We start from the raw sequence: 24,825 nt of genomic DNA on the forward strand, positions 1-24,825 counted from the left end.
ATGGACACCCTCCTCTATCTCACCCGGCGCGTCCTGCAGTCCCTCGCGGTGATCCTCATCGTGACGGTGGTGGTCTTCTGCCTGCTGCACGCGCTGCCCGGCGGTCCCGCACGCGGGATCCTCGGCCCGCAGGCGACGGCCCAGCAGATCGCGCAGTTCGACCACGAGCAGGGCCTCGACCGCTCGCTCCCCGTCCAGTACCTCTACTACCTGCGCACCCTGCTGCACGGCGACCTCGGCACCTCGTACACCCTGAACGAGGCGGTCTCCCGGCTCATCGAACAGCGCCTCCCGAAGACCCTGGTCCTCACCGTGCTGTCCGCACTGACCGGGCTCGCGCTCGCGATCCCGCTGGGCATGTGGCAGGCGGTCCGGCGCAACAAGCCGGTGGACTACGTCATCACGACGCTGAGTTTCGTCGCGTACTCGACCCCCGTGTACTTCCTCGGGCTCGTCCTGGTCCTGGTCTTCACCCAGTTGCTGCCCTGGTTCCCCTCGCAGGCGCCACAGGGCGACACGCTCGGGCAGGTGCTCGCCCAGCCGAACGCGCTGGTCCTGCCGGTCGTCGCGGGAGCCGCGTCCATGGTCGCCGTCTTCAGCCGGTACATGCGCGCCGCGACCCTGGAGAACCTCTCCGAGGACTACGTACGCACCGCGCGGGCCGGCGGCTCCCGGCCCCGCGCGATCCTGTGGCGGCACGTGTTCCGCAACTCGCTGACCCCCGTCGTCGCGATGCTCGGCTACTACGTGCCCGTCCTCTTCGGCGGCGCCCTCGTCGTCGAGCAGCTCTTCAACTACCCGGGGATGGGGCTGCTGTTCTGGAGCGCCGCGCAGTCCTCCGACTATCCGGTGCTGCTCGGCTGCGTCCTCGTCATCTCCGTCGCGACGGTCGTCGGCACCCTGCTCGCCGACATCGTCCAGCGGATCGTCGATCCCCGAGTGAAGGCGGGCCGGTCATGAGCGCCGTATTGCCGGTGACACCCACCGTGGAGGCGGCCGCCGGCTACCGCCTCGCCCTGCGCCGGTTCACGCGCAACCGGCTCGCGGTCGCGGGTCTGACGGTCGTCGTCCTGTTCCTGCTCTTCTGCTTCGCCGGCCCGCTGCTCCACTCGACCGACCAGACCCACACCCACCTGACCCAGGTGAACCTGGCGCCGAGCGGCGCGCACCTGCTCGGCACCGACGCCGTCGGACACGACGAGCTGGGGCGCCTCATGTACGGCGGCAAGGTGTCGCTGCTCGTCGGCCTCGCCTCCGGCCTGCTCGCGACCGTCATCGGCACGCTCTGGGGCGCGGTCGCGGGCTACGCGGGCGGCTGGATCGACGCCGTGATGATGCGGGTCGTGGACGCCGGAATCGCCATCCCGGCGCTCTTCATCCTCCTCGTCGTCTCCGCCATCACCACCCCGGACACCTGGGGGCTGGTCGTCATCCTCGGCCTGGTCTCCTGGCTGGTCCCCTCCCGTCTCGTCCGGGCCGAGACGCTCACCCTGAAGGGCCGGGACTACGTGCTGACACTGCGCGCCATCGGAGGCACGCACGGCCGCGCGATCGGCCGGCACATCCTGCCGAACTCCGTCTCGACGGTCGTGGTCGCCGCCACCTTCCAGGTCGCCGACGCGATCCTCCTCGTCGCCTACGTGTCCTACCTCGGGCTGGGCGTCCAACCCCCGTCGACCGACTGGGGCGGCATGCTCTCGGCCGGTCTGACAGCCGCGTACTCGGGACGCTGGTGGCTCATCGTGCCGCCCGGCCTCGCCATCATCCTCGTCGTCTGTGCCTTCAACGCCATCGGCGACGGACTGCGCGACGCCTTCGACGTGAGGGGACGCGGATGACCGCCGACATCCTGCGGATCGAGAACCTGGGCGTCACCTTCTCCACGGAGACGGGTGAAGTGGCGGCGGTACGAGAGGTCTCGCTGCGGGTCCGGCCCGGTGAGACGCTCGCCCTCGTCGGGGAGTCGGGCTCCGGCAAGTCGACCGTCGCGCTCGCCGCGATGGGGCTGCTGCCGGGCACCGCCCGCGCCACGGGTCAGGCCGTCGTCGGCGGCACCGACGTCATCGGCGCCACCGAGGCCGACCTCGCGGGCCTACGGGGTCGCACCGCGTCGATGGTGTTCCAGGAACCCGCGACCGCGCTCGACCCGCTCACCCGGATCGGCGCCCAGATCGCCGAAGTCATCCGCAACCACCGTCCCGTCACGGCCAAGGAGGCCGCCGGGGAGGCGGTCGAACTCCTGCGTCGCGTCGGCATCCCGGATCCGGGGACACGGGCGTCCGCGTTCCCGTTCCAGCTCTCCGGGGGACAGCGGCAGCGCGTGGTCATCGCCATGGCGATCGCCAACGCCCCGAGCCTGCTCATCGCCGACGAACCGACCACCGCGCTCGACGTCACCGTGCAGGCCGAGATCCTCGACCTGCTGCGGTCGCTCGCCGCCGACTTCGACACGGGGGTGCTGCTGGTCACGCACAACATGGGAGTGGTCGCCGACTTCGCGGACCGCGTCGCCGTCATGCTGCAGGGGGAGATCGTGGAGACGGGGCCGGTGGAGGAGGTGCTCCTGCGGCCCACGCACGAGTACACCAAGCGCCTGCTCGGGGCGGTGCCGCGGCTGGCCGTCGCCGAACCGGGGGCCGACTCCCGGCGCACCGAAGGGGAACGGCCCGCCGCGGACCCGGTGGTCGAACTGCGGGACGTGAGCGTGCGGTTCGGTCGTGGGCGCCGCGCCGTCCGGGCACTCGACGGCGTGTCGCTGACGGTCGGGGCCGGTGAGACCGTGGGTCTGGTGGGGGAGTCGGGCTCGGGCAAGTCGACCGCGGCGCGCGTCGCGCTGGGCCTCGTACCACCGTCGTCCGGCTCGGTGTCGCTGTTCGGCGCCGACCTCGCCAGGACCCGGGGGCGGGCCCGGCGCGCCCTGCTGGCCGGTGTCGGCGTGGTCCTGCAGGACCCGGTGGCCTCGCTCGACGCCCGCATGAGCGTGGCGGAGTGCGTCGCCGAGCCGCTGCGCGTGCACCGCCGGGGCATGTCGGCGGCCGAGCGTCGGACCCGGGTCGGGGACGCGCTCGAACTTGTCCGTCTGCCAAGGGAGTTGGCTCATCGGGGTCCGCGCGAGTTGTCCGGTGGCCAGCGGCAGCGGGTGAGCCTCGCCCGGGCGCTGGTCCTCGAGCCGCGGCTGCTGGTCGCGGACGAACCGACGAGCGCGCTCGACGTGAGTGTGCAGCAGTCGGTCCTCGAGGTGATCGCGGGGCTCCAGGGCGAGCTGGGGTTCGCCTGCCTTTTCGTGTCCCACGACCTCGCCGTCGTACAGCAATTCGCTCAGCACGTGGTCGTCCTGCGGGCGGGGCGCATCGAGGAGGAGGGCAGTACCGCGACCACGCTCCTGCACCCGCGCACGGACTACACGCGACGGCTCATCGCCGCCGTGCCCGTGCCGGACCCGGTGCTGCAACGCCGTCGGCGCGCGGAACGGCGGGCCGCCACGGGGGTCACGGCGTGACCGCCTCCGGGAGCCGCCCCCCGACGCCCGCGGTGTACGCCGGTGTCGACATCGGCGGTACGACGACGCAGGTCGTGCTCTGCGCGGCCGACCTCACCGTCGTCGATTCCGTGGAGGTGCCGACGCCGGCGGCCGAGGGCGGACGGGCGATGGTCCGCGCCGCGCTCGCCGCCCTCGACCTGCTCCGGGCACGCACGGCCGCGCGACTGCTGGGCGTCGGCGTCGGCGCGGCAGGTGTCGTCGACAGCCGGGCCGGCCGCATCCTCGTGGCGAGCGACTCCTTCCGCTCCTGGGCCGGGTTCCCGGTGACGGCGACGGTCGAGGAAGCGCTCGGCGTACCGGCCTTCCTCGACAACGACGTCAACGCCTTCCTGCGCGGCGAGGTCGCGAAGGGGGCCGTCGCGGGAGAGCCCGCCGCACTCGGGATGACGCTCGGCACCGGGGTCGGGGGCGCGCTGTGGTTGGACGGCGCGCTGTTCGAGGGGGCGCACGGGGCGGCGGGCGAGATCGGCCATCTCCCCGGTTTCGGCGACCTGCCGTGCACCTGCGGCGGCCGTGGCCACCTGGAGACGCTCGCCTCCGGCCGCTCCCTGGCGGTCCGCTACGGCGAGCGGACGGGGCGCTCCCTGACCGCCCGGGGCATCGCCGAGGCGGCGGTCGACGGTGACCCCGACGCGCTCGCCGTCTACGAGGCCGCGGGGGCCGGCGTCGCCCGCGCGATCCTGATCACGGCGGGCCTGGTGGACCTCACGACCTTCGTGATCGGCGGCGGGGTCAGCCGGGCCTGGGACCTCCTCGAACCGTCGATTGGCGCCGCGCTCGCCGCCGAGCCACCGGTCAGCGGACAGCCGATCCGGGTCGTACGGGCCCGGCTGGGGAGCCGTGCGGTGGCGATCGGCGCGGCGTCCCGGGCGCGGACGGAACTCGGGGCGGTGACAAGGGTGTAGGGGGCGAGGTGGGTAACTGCCGTTGACCGGATGGTGAGTTGACGGCCAACGCTCCTTCATTGGCCTGTACATGACCGCAGTTGACGGGTCAGACTATGCGCCGAAACCGCACCCCCCACCGAGGAGCACCTCATGCGCATGCCCGCCCGGCAACGTTGTCACACGGTCCTGGCCGGACTCGTCACCCTCGCCACCGCCGCCGTGCTGTCCGTCTCCGTCACCACGCCCGCCGCGGCCGCCGACACCTGGAACGAGGTGGGCTCCGACCGTGCCGACCCGCTGACCGAGAGCCAGGGTCTGACCTCGGTCGAGGTCCCGGCCGGCAGCCCCAACCACTACACCGGGATCGGCACCATCCCGGTCGGTGTCAGCGTGCGCGGCTGGAACCATGTCGGAGACCCGGACGCCTCCTACAACGGCTACTACGTCGAGCCGTACCAGGCCGACTCCGGCAGCGCCAAGATGTACCGGGTGCAGGCGCCCGGCGGCGCCTGGTCGGAGTACGTCCACGCGCTGAGCCCCGGCGAGGCGCTGAACAACTCCTTCGACACCATCTCCCCGGACGGCCAGTGGATGGTGTCGGGGGAGTGGGGCACGATGACCCGGCTGCTGGTGTTCCCGACCCCCGGGGTGAACCCGAGCACCTCCCCCTCGGCGAACCTCCCGCAGGCCTCCACCATCAACCTCGACCACGCCGTCCGTGACGTACAGGGCTGCGACTTCGTCACCGCGACCCAGTTGCTGTGCGCCTCCGACGACCCGGCGGGCACCCTCTTCGGCATCACCAAGCCGCTGCTGCAGATCGACCTGTCCGCCGCCCCCAGTGGCAGCGGTGACGTGACGGGCCATGTCACCGCCCTGCGTCAGCTCCCGCTGCGCAGCTCCTGCTCGGGCACCTTCGAGGCCGAGGGCATCGACTACGACCGGCGCACCGGCACGCTGCGCGTGATCGTCGTGTCGCCCGGATTCTGCGTCCTGACCGACAGCAAGACCTACCGGTTCACCAAGAGCTGAGCGTCCGCACGCGAGGAGTGACACGGGTAGCGACGGGCGCGTAGGCGTCCGAGGTGGGGGAGGTCTAAGGTCGGAAGCAGAACCAGAGAAACGGGGAGGCGGCCGACAGTGGTGCAGGACGAGGCCGTGATCGGCTGTATCGGGGAGCTGCTCATCGGCACACGGGGAACCGCCGGTCCCGGCGAGATCCTCGTGCGGATCAGAGGCGGATCCGAGACCTTCCTCGCCTGGTCGCAGGAGCCCCTGCCCGTGGGGGCGACCGTGCTCGTGGTCGAATCCCGGGGATGCCGTGAGGTCGACGTCATCCGCTGGGTCGATCCGCTGGACGCGTTGGACGGCGACTCCGTCGACGCCGGTTAAGGAGAAACAGGATGTTCGGTTACCGCGTTCCCGCTCCCGACGAGGCGATGTTGATCTCGGGAGGCAGGCGGGGACTGGGGGGCGCGCCGTTCCGAGTGGTGACGGGGCACGGAAAGTTCGTGCTCCCCGTCTTTCGCAAGACCCGCTTCCTCACCTTGTCGATGTGCGAGGCCGAGGTCACCGAGACCTGTGTGACCCGGCAGGGCATCGCGTTGCACGTCCGTGCCGTGATCGCGTTCAAGGTCGGCAACGACCACGAGAGCATCATCAACGCCGGTCAGCGGTTCCTCTCCGACCAGGACCAGATGTCGGTGCTGACCGGCCGGATCTTCGCCGGTCATCTGCGCGCCATCATCGGCTCGATGACCGTCGAGGAGATCGTCACCGAGCGGCAGAAGCTTGCCGCGGAGGTCCTGGACACCTCGAAGGTCGAGATGGCCAAGATCGGCCTGATCGTGGACTCGTTGCAGATCCAGTCGATCGACGACGGCGACGTCGGTTACATCGAGGCCATGTCCGCACCGCACAAGGCGGCCATCCAGCGGCAGGCCCAGATCGCGCAGGCCCAGGCCACCCAGGCGTCCGTCGAGGCGGAGCAGGTGGCCGCGCGCAACCAGGCCGAGTACGCCCGGCAGACCGCGGTCGTCAAGGCGGAGTACTCGGCCGAGGTGGACCGCGCGCAGGCACAGGCGGCCCAGGCCGGACCGCTGGCGCAGGCGCACGCTCAGCAGGAGGTGCTCGCCGCGCAGACCGAACTGGCCCAGCGGGCGGCCCAGTTGCGTCAGCAGCAGCTCGTCGCCGAGATCGTCAAGCCCGCCGAGGCCGAGGCGGAGCGGATCAAGGTGCTCGCCATCGCGGATGCGGAGCGCATGAAGATCCAGGCCGAGGCCGCCGCCTCGCACGACCGCGTGGCGCTCGACCGGATGCTGATCGACCAGCTCCCGCTGATCGTGAAGGAGGCCGCGGGCGGTCTCGCCGGCGCCAACGTCAACGTCCTGAACGGCGCGGACGGCCTGGGTGAGATCGCCGCCGGGCTGGTCGCCCAGGGACTGACGATCCTGGACTCGGTCCGCCAGAACCTGAACGGTCAGAACGCGGGCGACCAGAAGTCCGGGGGTCGTTCGGAGAAGACGGAAGGACTGCTGGAGCTCCAGAGCTTCCGGCGGGCCCCGGAACAGCAGGACAGGGACGGGAACGAGCCGGAGGGCGGCCCGTCCTCGACGACCTGACCCGAAGTTCCCGTACCGCAACGGCTCGGCGCCCGGTTCGGTGCGGTGATGGACGAGTGACGGAGTGAAGCGGCCGCCGTTCCCTGGGGACGGCGGCACGCTCCACCCGGGCGGCACACCGGGGTTGACGTGCCGTCAGGAAAGCCAGCCGGTGGAGCTGTTCCCGGGAGGAAGAGACGGGGGCAGCGCGCGAGGTCCGGGGCCCGGAGCGCCGGCCGGTCTCGGGGGGAGACCGCCCGACGAGGGATCCCTGTTGAGGATCCATTCGAGTTCGCGCTGGATTCTGCGAGCCTCGTTGCGGACCTGCAGGGGTATGTCCCCTCGTTCGGAGATCAGTTGGGCGTAGATCGGTGCGTCGTGCACAGGTGGCGCTTCTCCTCGGGTCTGGTGCCTTCCCTCTACGGTAAGGCCGCGGCGGTGCCGCGGGACTCATCCTCCCAGTTCGGCCAGAACCGGAAGCACCCGACCAAGGAATGGCACCTTCCCCATGAACGGTCGGTGTCCCTACGAGTCGTTGGCGCTCGAGGGACCGAACAACTCGATCTCGGCTATGGAGACCTGCTTGTCCCCGGCGGCGCCGTAGGCCGAGCGGATGATGAAACGGACCGCCGTGACATCACCCACGCGGAACTTGCGCTGCTGAGCGCCCGCAACCTGGTCGAGGGTGAGGAAGCGGGTGCTCGTCTTGCCGTTCGCCGTGGTGATCCGGGCCTCGATACGGTGCGGCAGCGCCGACTTCGTGAGCTGGTCCGCGCGGTTGGAGGTGCCCGAGGTGATGAGCACGTCCAGCAGCCGGGTGGGCTGTTCGAACCGGGCCTCGAGCCACTCGCCGTCCCCGGACTGCGCGATGCCCGGTCCCCACCAGGTGTTGTTGAGCTTGTCGAAGGCGAGCCCCGCGCCGTGGCCGGGGAAGGAACGCGACGCCTTCACATGGTCCGGGCCGACCGGGACCCGCTTGGCGAAGTGGTCCTTCACCGCCTGCACGGCCGCAGCGGTGTTCGTCACGGCGAACACCAGCAGGCCGAGCACCACCGCGCCGACCACCCAGTTCATGACGCGTCCGAAGCCCCGCCGCAGTCGGGGCCGGTCCCCGGCCCACGGCACCTCTCCGTTACGGGAGTTGAGCACCCGGCGCCACCAGGGCAGCCGGCCCGGCGCCTGCCGTTCCCCGGCCATGGACAGCGCGCAACGCCCGCAGAAGTGCCGGTCCGGACGGTTGGGAGTGGCGCACCAGGGACAGGGCACACCCCCGTCCGCACCGGGCTCCGCGACCGGGGTACGGACCTGGGGGCGGCTCGCCGCGGGGCGGCCGGGCAGTACGGGTGCCACCGACGGCGCGACCCGCGGTTCCGGGTCCGCCACCGGCACCAGCAGGGACCTGGCCCGCTCGGCCGCGGAGTCCCGGTCGGGGGCGGCGGAGGGCAGGGGCTCGGTGGCCGCGGTCTCGTCCGGCCGCGTGGGAGCGGCCGGTACGGAGCCGTGGGCGGCGACGGGGGCCGGGTGGGGACGCGCGGTGTCGTCGCTCATCGGGCTCGGATCCGCCGCGTCACCGGATACCGGCGTACCGGGGGCCGACGCGTCCGGTGCACTGACGGCGGCATCGGCCTCGTGCGGGTCGGGTGCGGGTCGCGCGGTGCCCGCCCTGTCGGCGCCCACGGTGTCCGCCTCCGCGATGGAGCCCGCGGTGTCGTGCGCCGTACGAGCCGTTCCCGTACCGGCGCCCGGTCGCGCGAACGCGTCCCAGCCCGGCTCGCCCTCGGCCGACCCGGCGGATCGCGCCGCCCGGGAGCTCTGGTCGTCGGCTGTCGGCGCCGCCTCGTCGGCGGCAGCAGCGGGACGCCGGGTCCGGGCCGCGACCCCCGCCGGAGCCGGGTCCCCGGCCCAGTCGAGCACCGCGCCGCAGGCGTCGCAGAAGGACTGGCCGGGCTCCGCCCGGGTGCCGCACTCGGCGCAGGCCGGGGCGCGTCCGGGGCCGGTGCCTGGGGTCTGGGTGGTCATTTCTCGGGGATCCTTTCGGCGGCGGTCACCTGGACCGTGTAGGGCATGTGGGCGGGACGGGCGGCCGCCACGAGGTTCTCCAGCCGGTACTCGTCCGCCGGGGTCGGCTCGGGCAGCCGGAGCGTGACGTGCAGCCGGGGGCGGCGGTCGCCGGGGACCGGGCCGAGTGGACGCGGGTCCCAGGCGGCGGCGCCGCTCTCGGTGATCTCCGGCTCGACACCGAAGGCGAGGCGTATCGCTTCGGACAGGCCGCGGCGGGTGCCTCGTACGCGATGCAGGTACGCGGCGGCGGCGACGGCCGCGCGCAGCCGCGCGTCCGGTTCCGTGCCGTCGACCTCGGCGCCGACCCAGGTGCCCAGCCAGCGGGCGAAGTCGGCCGGTGCGAGCGCCGGGTCGAAGTAGGTGTGCAGACAGTCGAGGGCCAGCAGGATCGGCGCGACCACCTCGTCAAGGCCCGCGACGAAGCGCAGCGCCAGGTCGTCGTCGGCGAAGACCGCGGGGAGCATGCCGCCGATCGGCGCCGAGGACTCCAGGCCGTCGATGGAGCCCCTCATGAGCCGTCTCCGATGACGCGGACCCGGTGGTCGAAGGAGAACACCAGTGAAGGGGCCTCCAGGTCGATCCGGTCGGTCGGGTCGCCGCGCTTGCCGGTCAGCGGGTCGGCGGGGTGGAGCTGCACCGCGTCGACGAGTTCGACGCCGGGCACACGTTGCAGCACCGCGAAGACCTCGCCCGCCTGCACGGGGCGGCCGAACGGCCAGCCGGTGCCGTCCGCGCCGCCGGTGAGCGGGTCGAGATGGCGGTAGAGCGCGTCGTGGGCCTGGCGGCGCACCCGGTCGGTGTCGACCCCGCGGAAGGCGTGCACGGTGGCGACGACGGTGACGCCCTGGTAGAAGGGCGGCCCGACCGCGAGCCGGGTGCCGATCAGCCGGCGCTCGTCGAGGTGGCGGGTGATGCGCTGCAACAGGGCGTCGCCGGGGACGAGTTGTTCGAAGCGCAGCCGTCCGCCGGGGTCGGGCACGGCCTGCGGGACGACCAGGACACGGACCGCGTAGGCGCCGTGCTCGCCCTCCTCGCCCTCCAGACAGGTGATACGGGCCGTCTCGGGGGCGGCGCGCCGGGCCAGTTCCTCGTAGTCGCGCAGGGTCACGGCCCGCTCCTGGGCGCGCAGCGTGATGGGCGCCCGGGTCTTCGCCTCCTCGACCGTCTCACCCTCGACGCCGCCCCGGGCGGCCTCCCGGTTGACGACGTCGGCCACGTACGGCACCGAGCTGCGCAGCACCTGGACGGCGCCCCGGGCGACGTTGCCGGCCCGGCCGCCACCGGTGCGGTAGCGGCGGGCGCGGATCACGGCCCCCTTGGGCGCCGCCGTCCCGTACTGGCGCATCGTGCCGTCGGGTTCGCGGACGGCGGGCCCGAAGGCGATCTCGCCGGTCGCCGCGTCCAGGGTGATGTGCCGGTCGGTGGGACCGGACGCGGCGAAGTGCGGGACGACGTCCCAGTCGACCCAGCCGTCGCGCTCGGCGGTCTGCAGCAACACCGGCGGGGTGTCGCCCACGACGGGGAAGTGGGCGAGCCGCAGCCGCTGCCCGGGCAGACCGGTGGACTCGCCGAGCGCCTCGTCCTGGACGGTCTCCGCGTGGATGGCCGAGGTGGTGCCGCCGAGGGTGAACGCGTCGGCGGACCGGATGGTCGGAGATGTGGTGTAGAAGGGCTGGTCGGACAGTGGTTCGGTGACCCGGCAGCGCAGCCAGCCCGCCTCCTGCCCGCCGGTGCGCGACAGTGTGTGGCCGCCCGGGATGTGCAGGACCACCTCACCGGGCCGGTTCAGACCACCGGTGCCGTCCCGGTCCACCTCGCAGGCCGCCCAGCCGTCCTCGGTCCACGCCTCCCAGACCAGCGGCGGCTGCCGCGGGTCGACACCGACACCGTCGACCCGGCTGTCGAGCTCCAGGCCCAGCGCGCAGTGCGGTACGGCGGAGGTGAGGCCGAGGAGCATGCAGTCACCGGGGCTCGGCGACTCCGCGAAACACAATACGTCCTTGCCCTCGGCGAGATCGGCGGTCCGGTCGGTGACCGCACCACCGTTCTGCTGCACGACGAGACGACGCAACGAGCTGGGAACCACGGCCAGTTCGCGCTCGGTCGCGAAGACGACCGCCTCCTCGTTCTCGGTACGCACGGTGGCGGCCTCGGTTCCCACGGGCAGCACGATGGGCTCCTCGTGCGGCGCGGACAGCCAGAACGTGAGGTCCGTACGGGCGGCCGAGGGCGGGAACAGCGTGATGCCGACGAGGTCGAGGAACGCCAGGTGGTTCTTCTCGGGGACGCGGTTGAGCCGGTAGACGATCTGGTCGGCCATGTGGGCGACCGTTTCCACGAGGGTGACGCCGGGGTCCGACACGTTGTGGTCGGTCCATTCGGGGGCGCGCTGCTGGATGTAGCGCTTGGCGTCGTCGACGAACTGCTGGAAGCGGCGGTCGTCGAGGTTCGGGGAGGGCAGTGCCATCAGCGGTCGCTTTCAAGGGAGTTGCCCGCGCCGGAGGCGTCGGGCTCCTCGTGGGAGGGGATGACGTAGAACGGAAAGACCAGGCTGCGCGGGTTGTTGGTGCCGCGGATCGAATAGCGCACGTCGATGAAGAGCACGCCCTGGTCGGGACCCGCCGTCACCTCGACGTCGTTGACCTCGATCCGTGGCTCCCAGCGGTCGAGGGTGGTGTACACCTCGTGCTGGATCCGGCCCGCAGTCGCCTCGTTGACCGGCGCGAACACCAGGTCGTGGATGGCACAGCCGAACTCGGGCCGCATCGGCCGCTCGCCCGGCGCGGTGGCCAGCACCAGCCGGATGGCCTCCTCGATCTCCCGCTCCCCGCTGACCATGGCGATGCCACCGGTGGGACCGATGCGCATGGGGAACGCCCAGCCGGATCCAACGAACTGCTCGGCCATCAGAGGGCCACCCGCCTACTCCTGAAGAACGTTCCGGCCGTCACGGCAGCGGATACGGCTTGTTGTTGACCAGCACCACACCCTGCAAGGCGAGCGTGATGGCCCGAATGCCCACATTCGCGATGGAGTTGACCTGCACGCTGCCGCCGGCGGTGAGCGTCGCGGCGCCCACCGCCTTGAGGCTGAGCGCCCCCATCGCGTCGACGGTGACCGCACCGCCGAGCGATTTGAGGTTGACCAGCCCGCGGCCCTCGATGTCGAGCGGGCCGCCGCTCTTGATGGTCAGTCTCCGGCGCGCGCTCAGGGTGAGGTCGGTGCCGGCCTCGACCGACACCGACCGGGTGCCCTTGATGGTGACGGACCCCTTGCTGTCCACGGTGATCTCGGTCTTCGTGCGATCGAGATTGATGATCAGCTTGTCGTTGCCGGAGGCGATCCGCACCCCCTGCTTGCGGGCACCGGTCTGCTGGCTGAGCAGGTCCACCCGGTTGCCCTTCCGGTCGGACAGGGTGTGCCGGATCGCCTGCTTCTTCAGCCCGTCGTGCAGCGGTACGTCACTGACCACGGTCGGCTTGTCCTTGCCGTTGTAGAGGCCGCCGATGACGAACGGGTGGTCCAGGGCGCCACGGTCGAAGGCCACCAGCACCTCGTCGTTGACGTCGAACGGGAACACCCCGCCGCCGCCCTTCCCGCCGAGCTGCACGGTCCGCGTCCAGTCGCTCTCGTACGCGTCGTCCAGCCAGGGGAACTGGAGCTTGACCCGGCCCTGCTTCAGCGGGTCCTGCACATTGGTCACCAGGGCGTTGGCCACACTCGGCAGCTTCGGCGCGGTGGCCGTGCCCCCGCCGGATGTGAGCCCGTACAGGGAGCGCCACTGTCGGCCGCTGACGGTGATCCAGGTCTGGTAGTGCTCGTCGTAGCCGAAGACGTGCCGCACGGACGTCACCGTGTACTTGCCCTCGAACGGCTTGCCCACGTCGGACAGCGTGACCGGAACGCCGGGACGCAGCTTGGGGTTGCCGAACACCATGACCTCCAGCTCGGCGAAGGAGGAGGTCACGTCGTCGGCGAGGGCCTTGGCGGCGACCTTCACCTCGGCCAGGCGGTCGTAGGGTGTGTCGGTCTCGACCAGCTTGGCGGTCTTGAACTTCTTCGCCGTCTTCTGCGGGGTGGTGCCGATCGCGAAGCCGTCGTTGGACGTGGCGGGCGACATGGCGGTGAGCTTCTTCTTGGTCGTGACGTTCCAGCCGCGCGCCTCGGTCTTGGCGACCTGGTCGGCGGAGGTCACCGCGGCCCGGCAGCGCAGCACGTCGACGCCGCCCTGCAGCACGAAGGGGCTCTTGTCGCCGGGGGTGCTGGTCGGCGGCGCGGTGGAGGCCGGGTCGGCCTTGGCGAACTGGAACCTCCCCTCGGAGTCCAGCGACATGACCACGTCGTTCTCGTCGGCGAGCCGGGCGAGGAAGTCCCAGTCGGTCACATTGGCCTGACTGATGAACTCGTAGACCGTCGTGGTGGGCTTGATGCCGCCCTTCCCCGTGCCGATCGGAATGCCGTTCATCGTGGCCAGCTTCTTCGCGATGTCCGCGGCCGTCTGGTTGCGGTACGCGGCCACCCTGCGCTGGCGCATCAGACGGTGGCCCATGTCGTAGCCGCGGATGACCGTGAAGGTGCCGGTGCCGTCGTAGTCGGTCTCCATGCCGGTCACCTCGCCGGTCAGCAGCGGGGAGGCCGCGCCCTGGCCGTCCGCGACCGGCGCGAGCGTCACCGGGGTGCCGCACTGGATACCGAGTTCGCCGAGCACCAGCCGGTCCGGGTCGCGGAAGGTCAGCCGGAACGCGGCCGGCACCCCCGCCCCGAGGTCGACCCAGCAGCCGACGAGGTCGGAGGCGATCTTCTCCGGGACCGGACTGCCGTCCACGGTCACGTGGACGACGTTGGAGTACGAAGGCTGGACCATCAGAAACCCACCTCTTCGGCGGCGGGCAGCACGAGCTCGGTGCCGTTCGACAGCCTGTTCGGGTCGTCGATGCCGTTCGCCTCGGCGATCGCCCGCCAGGCCGCCGCGTTCCCGTACTCCCTCCACGCCAGCGACTGCAGCGAGTCGCCCGCGACGACCCGGTGCACACGCTGTGCGGTGAGCGCGCCCGACGTCGGGTTCTGCCCCTTGGTCTTGCTGGGGATCTCGTGCAGATGCACCTGACAGGTGGCGCGGATCGGCACGCCCGTCGTGCCGAACAGGGAGTAACTGGCGTCCACCGAGCTGACGTACGCCGTGAACCGCGCGGTCGAGAACGACCCCCACTGGAACACCACCCACGGAGTGGACGGCTGCTTCGCGGCGATGCTCTTCTCCGTCACCTCGCAGCAGGAGAACAGCGCCTCGACCTTCTTCAGCACGGTGTTGCCGGTCGGGTCGTCGGACGAATCGAGGAAGATCTCGACGGTCATCTCGCGGGGCTCGGGCCCCATGAACTCCGGGAGTGAGCCCTTCCGTACGGCCGCGGTCGGGGTGGTCTTCCAGCGGGCGCGACGGCTCAGCGAGAGCGTCGAGGGGTTGAAGTCGAAGGTGAACGTCTTGATCAACGCGCCCGGAGTGGTGCTGCGGCCGATGGGCGGCTCGTGAATGGCCAGCGTGGCCTTCACCAGACTCTTGCCCGCGCCGCCCTTTCCTGACTTGCCTGCCATGTTCTTCGCCGTTCCCTAGTCCGTGAACCCGTGGTGGGTGATTTCCAGCACCTCCGTGGCCACGGCCGGGCTGGCCGGGTCCAGGGAGGGCCCCTGCCAACTGACCGGGAGCACGTCGAGCAGACCCCAGCGGGCCACCTCCGAGCCGTCCGCGCGCAACGCCGCGATCTGCGCCGTCGGCCGCTTGACCCCCGTGGTCACGGAGGACACCCAGGCCGCGACCTTCGCGGTGTCCGGTGTCAGGGGGCGGGTCAGCCGGATGTTGGAGAAGGTCACGCGGGACGGAAGCTGCCACACGAACCCGTTGTTGCCGCCCTCCTGGCGCTGTTCGATCTCCACCTGCGACGAGAGTCCTTCACACCCGTTGAAGTAACCGAGGCTCTCGCCGTCGATGGTGAGGGTGAAGAAGATGGTGGAGCCCGGGTCTCGATCGGTGGCCATCGGGGATCGGCCTTTCTTGGGGTGTCGTACGGGGAGGGGTGTCGGACGGGGTGGTGGAGGTCAGCGACGGGGATCGCGCAACTTGCCGATCCGCTCCCGTTCGAGGCGGAGTTCGGTCCGCAGCAAGCGGGTGATCGGCCCGGACAACTTGTGCGTCAGCTCGTCGATCTGACCCTGGGTCAGGGATCGGGGATCGAAATCGACGGCGGTGTACGTGGGCGGGGCCTCTTCGCGCTCGGCGTGCGAGGGCAGTGGCCGACGGGGCGGCTCGGTCGCGGAGTACGGGGGCGGGGGGCCGCTCGGAGGCGGCGGTGGTGGTGGCGTCGCCGGAGGCAAGGCGGGTGAGTACGCGGGAGGGGACGTCGGGTTGACGTCTCGCTGGACCGAGGGGAGGGCTGGGGGTACGGCGGGGGTGGCAGGTGTGGTGATGGTGGTGGTGGGCGCGCTGCCGGTGGGTACGGGGGGTACGGGAGGTACCGCCGAGGAGCGCTGTACCGGCAGGGGTACGGGTGGGGCGGCGGGGGTTGCGTTGAGGGGGACGGCCGCTTTGGGGGTGGGACTCGTGGAACTCGTCGGCTGTGCTGGGGCCGTCGACTTCATGGGCTGAATCGGTCGCGTCGGCTGCGTCGGTCGCGCCGGGTCTGTCGGAAGGGGGAGTCCGCCCGACGGGCGAGGCATGGGTGTGCTCGGAGCGGAGGAACGCTGTATGACGGGAGTGGCGCTGTGCGTCGCCGGGGGCGTGGGACCGGGGGAAACACCTTCGGCGGGCAGCGGGCGCGCAGGGGTGTGGCGAGCCGTCGAGCGCTGAACGGCGGGTGTGTCGGGTGCCTGCCGCGACGGAGCGGGTTCGGAGGCGACGTGCTGGACGACGGGGGCACCGAGGCCGAGACGTCGCGGGGTCGTGGCATCGGGGCGAGGAGCGCGGTGCTGCCGCGCGGACACCTGGGGTTGGGATGCGGGTGTCGAGGTCTCGGGCTGCCGAACGGCCGAGCGCTGCACCGGGGGCACAGGGAGCGCAGGAGGCACGGCGGACCCGGCGACATTCGTACGGGCGATGCCGGGACGCGCTGGAGTTGAAGCTTGAGTCGGCACAGACGCGCGAGGGGCGAGTGGTCCTGTGGCACCGATGGGTGTTGCCGGTGACGCACTCGCACGGGGCAGCGGTGTCGAGGAAGTCGAGGAAGTCGAGGAAGTCGGGGGAGTCGGGGTGACAACGCGCTGGACAGCAGGGGCAGTTGGCGTCGGTGAGTTCGGTGTCGACGGCTTCGTAGGGCCTGCGGAGGCCGGGCTGTGTCGCGCCGACGGGCCGCTCGCAACGGTGCCGGGTCGAGCAAGGGGGACGGTGGCAAGTCGCCGAAGCACCGGAGCACCGGAGCCGGGAGTCTCGGGGCCACGCGCTGCCGGACCGCCGTAGGTACCGGCGACGGGCCCGTCGACCGACGGTTGCGACACTGCCCGCTGCACCACGGCACCGGCGCCACCGGGCAGCCCGGGCACCCTGGTCGACGAAGGTGCCGTTCCTGGTGCCTCGGGCGATCGGCGTATCGGACGGGACAGCAGACTGCCGCCAGGCCCTGGACGGGCCCCGGCTGCCGAGGAACGCTGTATGGCCGGGGTCGGGGTCGGGGCCGTTCCGGCTACGGCTCTACCGGGGGTGATGGACGTGCCCCCCGTCGGGCCGACTGCTCCTGTCGGCCCGGGCCCGGCGGCACGCCGCGCCGACGGGCCACTCGCAGAGCCACCGCCGGAGTCACTGGAACGGGACCCGCTCCCGCCGTTGTCGGCTGTTGTGGCGCGCCGCAGCGGTACGGCCGTGGGAGCGGCACGGCGCTGCACAGCGGCGGCAGGAGGCGTGGAGGGCAGCAGCGAGGTCAGTGCGCGTGCGGGAGCGAGCGGGCGCATCGGTGGACGCGGCGACGGCGGGGAGGTGGGAGCGACCGGCTCCGCGCCACTGTCCCGCCCGGGGGCGACGGGCCCACTGCCCGCCGCACTCTTCGCCGTTCCCTCCGCCGCACTCGTATGTTCCTGAGCGCGAGGTTCCGCCACGACGGCCCGCTGGACGACAGGGCTGCTCACCGGCGCCGTCCCTGACGCCGCGGAACCTGCCGAAGCCGGAACCGGAGCCGGGGGCCGAGTCGACACCGCACGCTGAACAGGCAGGTCCCCGGACGGGGCTCCCGCCTCGGGAATCTCCAGTCGAGACGGTGCCGCACCTGATGACGACGATCCCGAAGGTGGCATCCCTGGCTCTGGGGACGGCGTTCTGGGAGACGTCGTGGCGGAGGGAGCGTGGGGAGTCGTCGCACCGCTGTGTGCGGCCGGTCGTCCCGTTGGGGTCCCCGTCGCACGCTGCACAGGACGTTGTACCGGCGTCGCGTGCGAAGGCGGAGCGGACAAGGGCGCGCCCAGCCCCGATCGTCGACGCGGCGGACCCGCAGTCGGGCTGCTGCCCGGAGCGGTCGGTGCCGCCGGTGCTGCCGGAAGGGGGGACGCCGGTACGGATGCCCCGGCCGGCGGCTCGTCCCGAACGGACGGCGCCGCCAGCCCCGTACGTCCGGAACCGTCCGACGTACTCCGCTGCACCGGAAGGTCGGACCCGGCGGCAGAACCGTCGCGCGATCGCGACACGGAGACGGGAGGCGCGACCGGGCCGGTGAAGTCAGCAGGTGTCCCGGAACCCGGGAGCGTGGAGGCGGGAACCGAAGCCCGGGGAGCAGCGTCCGATGTCCGGGAAGCACTTACCGAAGCGGCAGAACCGACCGACGTTCTGCCACTGCCACTGCCACTGCCACTACCGCTGGCACCGTCACTGCCGCCGCCACCGCTGGCCGGGTCGGTGACGGCGGGCGTCGACGACGGCTGCGGTACGGACGGCAACGGCGCGGACGGCTTCATCGCCGGCAGAGCCCGCCGCTGTACCGCGGGCCTGGCCGGTGCCTTGGTCAGTGAGGTGGGCCGTGTGGCCCGGGGAGCGGCGGGCGTCACCCGTGGGCCCGTCGGGCCGAGTGCCGCCACCGGGGAACTCATGCGCTGCACGGGCAGCGCACCGGTCTCCTCGCCCGACTCCACGGGCAAGGCCACCGGCAGGGAGAGCGAGGGGAGTTCGAGCCCGGAGGCAGGTCCCACCGGGGCTGCGAGCAGGCCCTTCACCAGTCCGCCGGGCGCGCCGTCGAGGACGGCGTGCGACAGCGTGCCGGTGAAGGAGGGGTTCTGCCAGGTCGTCAGCCGACTGCCGAACCCGGCGTCGGCGACGGAACCCGGCCGGTCCGTGGCTCGCTGGATCGGCGGCAGCGCGGGCCAGGCGGCAGGCCGGACCACACGCGCACCGGCTCCCCGCCCCGCACCGCCCGCCGTGGACGTATCGCTCACTCCGGCATCCGTACCGTCGGCCGGAGCCGAAACGCCCGCCGGTCCGGAAGCGGACGCGGCGGCGGAACCGCTGCCGGATCCCCGCTCGGGTCCGCCGCCCCGCAGCCGATCAAAAAGCCCCACGCCGTGTCACCCTTCTCCGGCGCCGCGGTTGACGAGTGCCGCGATCTGTTCCGTGTAGCCGCGCCGGTCGCGGTGTTCGAGATCCAGGATGGTCTCCAGGCTCCAGTGGAAGTGATAGGCGATGTACGCGATCTCCTCCTGGATGCGGTCGGTCGCGTACGTCACGATTCCCCCAGGCGGCTCCCGCCGAGTTCGACCTCGAACGGCTCCTCGCAGTGCGGGCAGGTCACGGCGGCACGGGTGTGGCCCTCCGCGTTGACCTGACGGTAGAAGTCCTGCAGGAAGGCCAGGTCCGAGGCGAACATGTTCTCCACCACCCCGTCGTGCACCAGCGGAAGCGTGCCGAGCCGGGTGATGACCCGGCCGAGCAGGACGACCGACAGGTACGCCGGGTTCTCCTGCACCCGCATGTCCCGCAAGGGGACCAGCTCGTCGCGAGCGGTGGCCAGCCGCATCACGCCGTGCCGGTGCACGGTGCCGGAGTCGTCCACGTACCCGCGCGGCAGCTCGAAATCGAACTCGGTGCGCAGCGGTTGCGCGGCTGCAGCCGGGGCCGGGGCCGGAGCCGGAGCAGCGGTCTGCTCCGGCTCCGGTTCGGCGACGGCCGCAGCCGCCGCCCTGGGAGCCGTACGGCGCATTACTCGATGACCAGTTCTTCGAAGGTGATCGTCACGGTCTCGGTGAGCGCGGACGCCTCGCCGGCCTTCACGGTGCTGGTGTCGATCTTGCTGCACCAGGCGTTGCGCATGTTGTACCGCTTGACCGGGTTGTTCATGTAGTCCATCACCATGATGGTGGCGTTCTTGCGGGCGGTGCTCATCTGTCCGGCGACGGACTCGGTGATCCACTGGTTGAAGGCCGCCGACTGCGTCATACCGCGGACGACCGTGCAGGTGCCGGCCTTCTTCACGCCCGGCAGCTTCTTCGTGACGGGGATGCCCTGAGAGGAGACCTGCTGGTACTCGATGACGTCCTGCTCGATGCTGAGGCCGCTGACCTCCGCGAGGTACTCGACCATCACACCGTCGATCTGGAGGCCGAAATTGTGTGAAGTGAGGGCGTCACCCGGCTGGAGACTCATCTGTTCTCTGTCCTTCTAGGGTTTCTTGGGCGTACGGGGCGGAGCTGGTGCCCGAGAGGGCGGTGCTGCTACTCCTCCAACTCGCCGCTGCCGCTGGAGAACTGGGCCAGCCGGAAGATCACGAACTCGGCGGGCTTGACCGGCGCGATGCCGATCTCGCAGATGACGCGGCCGAGGTCGACCGACTCCGGCGGGTTGGTCTCCTCGTCACACTTGACGTAGTACGCCTCCTCCGGCCGCGAGCCGAAGAGGGCGCCGTTGCGCCACTCGTTGACCAGGAAGGCGGAGACATTGCGCCGGATCCGGGCCCACAGGGCGTGGTCGTTCGGCTCGAACACCACCCACTGGGTGCCGATCAGGATCGACTCCTCCAGGTAGTTGAAGTACCGGCGGATGTTGAGGTAGCGCCAGGCCGGGTCGGAGGACATGGTGCGGGCGCCCCAGACGCGGATGCCGCGGCCCGGGAAGGCGCGGATGCAGTTGACGCCGATGGGGTTGAGCAGGTCCTGCTCGCCGCGCGTGATCTGGAGCTCCAGGTCCACCGCTCCTCGTACGACCTCGTTGGCGGGCGCCTTGTGCACACCGCGCTCGGAGTCGTTGCGGGCCCAGATGCCGGCGACGTGGCCGCTCGGCGGGATCAGCCGGGACTGGCCGCTGGCCGGGTCGAAGGCCTTGACCCAGGGGTAGTAGAGGGCGGCGTACTTGGAGTCGTAGCCGGCCGTCTCCTGGCGCCACACCCGGATCTGACGGGCGTTGAGGCCCGGCGGCGGGTCGATGACCGCGACCCGGTCGCCCATCAGCTCGCAGTGCGCGATCAGGCCGAGCTGGACGGCCTTGACGGCCTCCAGGTCGATGGCACCGCGCTGGTAGGCGGCCATCAGGTCGGGGACGGCGACCATCGAGACCTCGTCCACGGCCTCCAGCCCGCCGAAGCCGGTGCGGTCGGCGGAGTCGCCGAGGTACTGGGCGGGGCCGGGGTGGCCGTTCTCCGTGGTGGCCGGGGCGGCCGGGGAGGAGGTGGACGGGGCGGCGAGCGCCACCGTCTGGTTGTCGGGGCGGGCCAGCTGGGCGGCGGGCGCGGCCTCCTGCACGGCGATGAGCTTCGAGCGCTCCTTCACCTGGGTGACCACGTAGTTGCGACCGCCCTTCTTGGCGGTCACGTCGAAGGTCTCGGCGACCTTGTCGCCGTCCTTGACGATCAGCTTGAACCGCTCGGCCGGGCCCTCGCCCTCGGGGTCGGCGACCTCGACGCTCAGCGAGCCGCCCGCGACGGCGCTCACCGAGAACGTGCCGAGCTGCTTCGGCTCGCCCGGCGGCAGCGCGGCCTGCGCGCCGGAGCCGGTCACCGCGGCGGGGCCCGCGGAGTCGCCCGAGGCGCCGCCGGGCGTTCCGCCGACCCGGACGACATAGGCGGCGCTGCCGCCGTTGTTGAAGAAACCGTAGACGGAGTGCGCGAGGAAGTACCCGTCGGTGAACTCACCGAAGGCCGCCACGTACTGCGTCCAGTTGGTCACCAGTGTCGGCTCGTGCAGGGGGCCGATCGGGGCGAGACCGACGAAGGCCGCCACCGAGGTGCCCACGCCCTCGATCGGACGCGAGCCGCTGGCCACCTCCTCGACGTAGACGCCCGGCGACAGGTAGGACGGCATGCTCTGCTCTCCTCGGGGTACGAGATGGGACGTCACTCACCCTCACGCGCGAAGCGCGCCTCCCGAAACGTCCTGCGGTGCCGGGTCGGGGGCAGCCGTGTTGCCCCCAGGGGCAATTCCGGAGGGGGATTGCGGGGGTGTAGGGGCCCTGGCCCCCGAGGACCGGCGCGCACACCTCTGCCGTACTGGTCGCGCTCCGCCGTACTAGTTGCTGATGCTCCACGCCCACGCGGCGCCCTTCGCGATTCTCCCGGTGAGCGTCAGGAAGTCCTGCTTGACGACCTCCGGTGTCTTCTCCGGAGGGAAGAGCGGCTTGATCGGCGAATCTTCGGGGAAGTCGGCCGACAGCAGGGCCCGGTAGCGGTTGTAGACCTGTGCGATGTCCTTGCGGACCGCCTCCGATCCGCTCTTCGGGGGCGCTCCGAGGAGCCGGTTGTCATTCGTCGCCGCCATGGAGGCGACATCCATCAGGAAACAGTCCAGAAGGTCGGTCACGTCCTGTTGCTTGGCGCCGTCCACCTGGTCCTTCACGTCCTGAAGCAGACGTTCCGCCATTTCCGTGGTGACCGCCTTGTAGACCCCGTAGCGGGGGCCCTGGGGAATCACGCCGAGCACGTGGTCAGCCTGCTTGGCCTCGGCCGAGTTCATGAACTTGGGCTGTTCCTCGAGACCCGGCACGGGGAAGGGCATCCCCTTCAAATGCTGCTCTTCGTCGAGGAGTTGAGGCTTTGCCTCCGCGAGAGGATGTATGCCGAACTCGTGGGAGAGCATTCCGACGATGTAACCGATGTCGTAGTTCTCGAAGTAGTAAGCGGCGAGAATGACCTTTACGCCCTGGTCCCCGTTGTCCTTGACCTCGGCCGGAGTGTCCGCGATCCGCTTCTCCAGCACGATGTCGCACGGGCGGCCGCGGAGATAATCCTTGATGAGCTTGTGCTCCGACAGCAACTGAAGAACGCGCTGGGCCTTGCCGAAGTACTCCGGGTATTTGTTGGCCACGTTGGTGAACGCGATGTTCCCGCTGGCCATGCGGGCCCGCTGGATCGGCAGTGCGGCGCGCTGCACCGGAGCCGCCTCGACCGCACCGGCGGAGGCCGGCCGGTTCTCCAGTGGGACCGGCCCGGACATGACGCGTTTCGCATTGGCCTCGGCCGCCTGCTCGAAACTGTCCCCGGGGTCGGACATGTGCAGCCCGTTGCCGTTGTCGGTACCCGCCACGGGGCCCTGTCGCTGCTGGACCACATGCGTGAGTTCATGAGCGAGCGTGTGCTTGTCGGCGCCGCCGGGGCCGAGGACCACATGGCTGCCGGAGGTGTACGCATGGGCACCGATCTCGGCCGCGGAACGCTGCGCCACGGTGTCCGTGTGCAGGCGTACGTCGGAGAAGGCGGCGCCGAGACGGGCCTCCATCTCTGTCCGCACCCCGGTCTCGAGCGGGCTTCCCGTGCTGCGCAGGACGTCATGGACCGCCGATCGCTGCACCGGTGCGGAGTGCCCGCACGCCGGGCCGTGTTCGTGAGCCTCCCGGGCCAGCAGTCCGGCGACCGCCGCGTTGCCCGCGGTGCGCTGGAGCGCGGTCACGGCCGACGGGGAGAATCCGCCGCCGGGCAGCAGGGCGGGTCCAGATACCGGGCCCACGCCCGTGGCCCCGGCCGTCCGCCGTGCAGCAGCCCGGTCGGCAGGACCACCTTTTCGGGCCTGCTGCTGGTCTGGCTGGCGTTCCTGCACCGTCTGCCTCCTCGGCCGTCCGCGTGTGGTCCGCCGCGCACGGTCACACAACTCACCAGGAGAATGATGCGAGCGCCCTCCGTCCGGCCCGCAAGGTCATGCGGGACCTGTTCGGGAGCAGACCTGGTGCCCGAATGGGCCACGGAGCGGGTCCGCGTGACGTCTGGCGCTCCGTCCGGGTGCCGTGGCAGGGGACTTCCGGGCAGCGTCTCTGCCCTCTGGTCTCCTGACCGGAGCCGGTCGTCCTCATAGCGTCGACGGGTGAGCCTTTGGACTTCGCTGGAGCCTGCCTCCAGCACTGTGGATCCCGGTGGCAGCACCAAGGTGCGGTTGCGTTTGCGTAATACCGGTGACGTGGTGGATGAGTACCGGTTCGAGCCGGTGGGTGATGTGGCGCCGTGGACGGTGGTGGAGCCGCAGACGCTGCGGTTGTATCCGGGGACGACGGGGACGGTGGAGTTGACGTTCTCGCCGCCCCGTTCTCCGGACGCGGTGGCGGGTCCGAATCCGTTTGCGGTGCGGATCACGCCGACGGAGCATCCGGAGGCCACGACGGTTCCGGAGGGGAATCTGACGATCACGCCGTTCACGGAGGTGCGGGCGGAGTTGGTGCCGCCGACGGTGAAGGGGCGTTTTCGTGGGCGGCCGAAGCTGGCGGTGGACAACCTGGGCAATACGCGGCTGACGGCGTCGGTCAGTGGCAGTGACAACGGCGATCATCTGTCGTACGACATCCATCCCAGCAATGTGCAGATCGAGCCGGGTCGTGCGGCGTTCGTGAAGGCGACGTTGAAGCCGCGGCAGATCATCTGGTTCGGGTCGAAGGAGCAGCGGCCGTACACGCTGGCGATTCAGCGTTCGGGTACGGTGCCGCAGCCGGTGGAGGGTACGTATGTGCAGCGCGGGTTCCTGCCGCGTTGGCTCGCCACGTTCTTGGGTGTGTTCATGGCGCTCGCGATCACGTTCGTGATGCTGTGGATCGCGTACAAGCCCTCGGTGCGCACGTCCGCCACGGAGAAGCTCCAGGAAGCCGGCATCAGCACGCTGCCGGCACCCACCCCGTCCTTGTCGCAGGCGCCGAGTTCCGCGCCGGCGGACGTCCCGGCGGCTCCGTCCCAGCCGCAGCAGACACCCGAGAGCGGTGGTGGCGGGGGCGGCGGCGGAACGGAGGCCAGTCCCAAGGCGACGAAGAAGACAGCGACCGGGCCGCTGCCCGCGAACAACATCGTGCTCAGGAACCCCACGACCAAGAAGTGCGCCGACATCCCGGGCTACGACAAGGGTTCGGTGAACGGCCCGGTCAGGGAGTTCACCTGCGACGGCACCACCCATGACAACCAGCTCTGGAACCTCGAAGTGCGCGAGAAGGGCGGCGGTCCCGAGAATTCGGACCTCTTCCAGATCCGCAACGTCAAGGACCAGATGTGCATGGACCTGCCGGACTACGGCGCCAAGCCGGCACAGACGGGTGTGTTCGAGTTCCAGTGCGACGGCACGACCGCCGACAACCAGCTGTGGTGGCTCGACAAACAGGACGACGGCCACTACTGGATCCGCAACTACTCCAGCAATCACCTGTGCCTGGACGTCGCCGGCTTCAGCACCGGTGGCAACGACACCCCGCTCACGATCTACTACTGCAGCAAGACCGACGACCAGGAGTGGGACATCGTCCACCCGTCCTGACCCACAAAGGGCAGTGAGCCGCAGCCCTTTGGGCACCCGTCATGCCCCGATGCTTGCTGACGGGAGC

At 71.0% G+C, this 24,825-nt stretch carries 21 protein-coding genes; 8 read left to right on the plus strand and 13 right to left on the minus strand.

What is annotated here, in order from left to right:
- The 7 genes from ACZ7M3_RS31210 to ACZ7M3_RS31240 all read left to right on the plus strand — a co-directional run bounded on the left by ACZ7M3_RS31210 (nucleotide 1) and on the right by ACZ7M3_RS31240 (nucleotide 7,049).
- On the plus strand, nucleotides 1-960 hold the full coding sequence (locus ACZ7M3_RS31210) for an ABC transporter permease (RefSeq protein WP_472067475.1): 960 nt from the start codon (nucleotides 1-3) through the stop codon (nucleotides 958-960).
- On the plus strand, nucleotides 957-1,838 hold the full coding sequence (locus ACZ7M3_RS31215; protein WP_121417462.1) for an ABC transporter permease: 882 nt from the start codon (nucleotides 957-959) through the stop codon (nucleotides 1,836-1,838). Before ACZ7M3_RS31210 ends, ACZ7M3_RS31215 begins: the two co-directional genes overlap by 4 nt.
- On the plus strand, nucleotides 1,835-3,499 hold the full coding sequence (locus ACZ7M3_RS31220; protein ID WP_472067477.1) for a dipeptide ABC transporter ATP-binding protein: 1,665 nt from the start codon (nucleotides 1,835-1,837) through the stop codon (nucleotides 3,497-3,499). Before ACZ7M3_RS31215 ends, ACZ7M3_RS31220 begins: the two co-directional genes overlap by 4 nt.
- A gap of 32 nt (nucleotides 3,500-3,531) precedes the next feature.
- Complete coding sequence (locus ACZ7M3_RS31225; protein ID WP_472067779.1) at nucleotides 3,532-4,446, plus strand: ROK family protein; 915 nt, start codon at nucleotides 3,532-3,534, stop codon at nucleotides 4,444-4,446.
- A gap of 132 nt (nucleotides 4,447-4,578) precedes the next feature.
- A complete protein-coding gene (locus ACZ7M3_RS31230; RefSeq protein WP_472067479.1) occupies nucleotides 4,579-5,460 on the plus strand; it encodes a hypothetical protein in 882 nt (293 codons plus the stop codon).
- A gap of 108 nt (nucleotides 5,461-5,568) precedes the next feature.
- A complete protein-coding gene (locus tag ACZ7M3_RS31235) occupies nucleotides 5,569-5,820 on the plus strand; it encodes a hypothetical protein (RefSeq protein ID WP_095856645.1) in 252 nt (83 codons plus the stop codon).
- Between the two features lie 11 nt (nucleotides 5,821-5,831).
- The gene (locus tag ACZ7M3_RS31240; RefSeq protein WP_472067481.1) at nucleotides 5,832-7,049 is read left to right on the plus strand and encodes an SPFH domain-containing protein; all 1,218 of its coding nucleotides are present in this window, start codon (nucleotides 5,832-5,834) and stop codon (nucleotides 7,047-7,049) included.
- A 504-nt stretch (nucleotides 7,050-7,553) separates the two neighbouring features.
- Here the strand turns inward: ACZ7M3_RS31240 and ACZ7M3_RS31245 are convergent.
- From ACZ7M3_RS31245 to ACZ7M3_RS31305, 13 genes are all read right to left on the minus strand, one after another.
- Nucleotides 7,554-9,047: an NADase-type glycan-binding domain-containing protein gene (locus ACZ7M3_RS31245; protein ID WP_472067483.1), complete on the minus strand. Its 1,494-nt coding sequence runs from the start codon at nucleotides 9,045-9,047 to the stop codon at nucleotides 7,554-7,556.
- The gene (locus tag ACZ7M3_RS31250) at nucleotides 9,044-9,601 is read right to left on the minus strand and encodes a phage tail protein (protein ID WP_095856649.1); all 558 of its coding nucleotides are present in this window, start codon (nucleotides 9,599-9,601) and stop codon (nucleotides 9,044-9,046) included. The genes ACZ7M3_RS31245 and ACZ7M3_RS31250 overlap by 4 nt, the downstream gene beginning before the upstream one ends.
- The gene (locus ACZ7M3_RS31255; protein ID WP_472067485.1) at nucleotides 9,598-11,556 is read right to left on the minus strand and encodes a putative baseplate assembly protein; all 1,959 of its coding nucleotides are present in this window, start codon (nucleotides 11,554-11,556) and stop codon (nucleotides 9,598-9,600) included. The genes ACZ7M3_RS31250 and ACZ7M3_RS31255 overlap by 4 nt, the downstream gene beginning before the upstream one ends.
- Nucleotides 11,556-11,996: a GPW/gp25 family protein gene (locus tag ACZ7M3_RS31260; RefSeq protein ID WP_060901262.1), complete on the minus strand. Its 441-nt coding sequence runs from the start codon at nucleotides 11,994-11,996 to the stop codon at nucleotides 11,556-11,558. Before ACZ7M3_RS31260 ends, ACZ7M3_RS31255 begins: the two co-directional genes overlap by 1 nt.
- Before the next feature lie 40 nt (nucleotides 11,997-12,036).
- Nucleotides 12,037-13,953 (minus strand): VgrG-related protein, encoded by a 1,917-nt coding sequence (locus ACZ7M3_RS31265; RefSeq protein ID WP_472067487.1) that lies wholly within the window; start codon nucleotides 13,951-13,953, stop codon nucleotides 12,037-12,039.
- Nucleotides 13,953-14,681, minus strand: coding sequence for a CIS tube protein (locus ACZ7M3_RS31270; protein ID WP_472067489.1), 729 nt, complete (start codon nucleotides 14,679-14,681; stop codon nucleotides 13,953-13,955). The genes ACZ7M3_RS31265 and ACZ7M3_RS31270 overlap by 1 nt, the downstream gene beginning before the upstream one ends.
- Nucleotides 14,682-14,696: 15 nt before the next feature.
- Nucleotides 14,697-15,122: a phage tail protein gene (locus ACZ7M3_RS31275; RefSeq protein ID WP_054235291.1), complete on the minus strand. Its 426-nt coding sequence runs from the start codon at nucleotides 15,120-15,122 to the stop codon at nucleotides 14,697-14,699.
- Between the two features lie 60 nt (nucleotides 15,123-15,182).
- Nucleotides 15,183-15,458, minus strand: coding sequence for a hypothetical protein (locus ACZ7M3_RS31280; RefSeq protein ID WP_472067491.1), 276 nt, complete (start codon nucleotides 15,456-15,458; stop codon nucleotides 15,183-15,185).
- Between the two features lie 3,162 nt (nucleotides 15,459-18,620).
- Complete coding sequence (locus ACZ7M3_RS31285; RefSeq protein ID WP_095856654.1) at nucleotides 18,621-18,779, minus strand: DUF6760 family protein; 159 nt, start codon at nucleotides 18,777-18,779, stop codon at nucleotides 18,621-18,623.
- Nucleotides 18,776-19,252 (minus strand): hypothetical protein, encoded by a 477-nt coding sequence (locus ACZ7M3_RS31290; RefSeq protein WP_472067493.1) that lies wholly within the window; start codon nucleotides 19,250-19,252, stop codon nucleotides 18,776-18,778. The genes ACZ7M3_RS31285 and ACZ7M3_RS31290 overlap by 4 nt, the downstream gene beginning before the upstream one ends.
- Nucleotides 19,252-19,695 (minus strand): phage tail protein, encoded by a 444-nt coding sequence (locus ACZ7M3_RS31295; protein ID WP_054230236.1) that lies wholly within the window; start codon nucleotides 19,693-19,695, stop codon nucleotides 19,252-19,254. The genes ACZ7M3_RS31290 and ACZ7M3_RS31295 overlap by 1 nt, the downstream gene beginning before the upstream one ends.
- 68 nt (nucleotides 19,696-19,763) lie before the next feature.
- Complete coding sequence (locus tag ACZ7M3_RS31300; RefSeq protein WP_472067495.1) at nucleotides 19,764-21,344, minus strand: phage tail sheath subtilisin-like domain-containing protein; 1,581 nt, start codon at nucleotides 21,342-21,344, stop codon at nucleotides 19,764-19,766.
- A gap of 204 nt (nucleotides 21,345-21,548) precedes the next feature.
- Nucleotides 21,549-22,982, minus strand: coding sequence for an eCIS core domain-containing protein (locus ACZ7M3_RS31305; protein ID WP_472067497.1), 1,434 nt, complete (start codon nucleotides 22,980-22,982; stop codon nucleotides 21,549-21,551).
- Nucleotides 22,983-23,333: 351 nt separating this feature from the next.
- On the opposite strand from ACZ7M3_RS31305, the gene ACZ7M3_RS31310 reads away from it, so the two are divergent.
- Nucleotides 23,334-24,758 carry an RICIN domain-containing protein gene (locus tag ACZ7M3_RS31310; RefSeq protein ID WP_472067499.1) on the plus strand — a complete coding sequence of 475 codons (1,425 nt, stop codon included), beginning with the start codon at nucleotides 23,334-23,336 and terminating at the stop codon, nucleotides 24,756-24,758.
- Nucleotides 24,759-24,825: the final 67 nt, after the last annotated feature.

This window comes from Streptomyces sp. NPDC111656 (assembly GCF_055656965.1).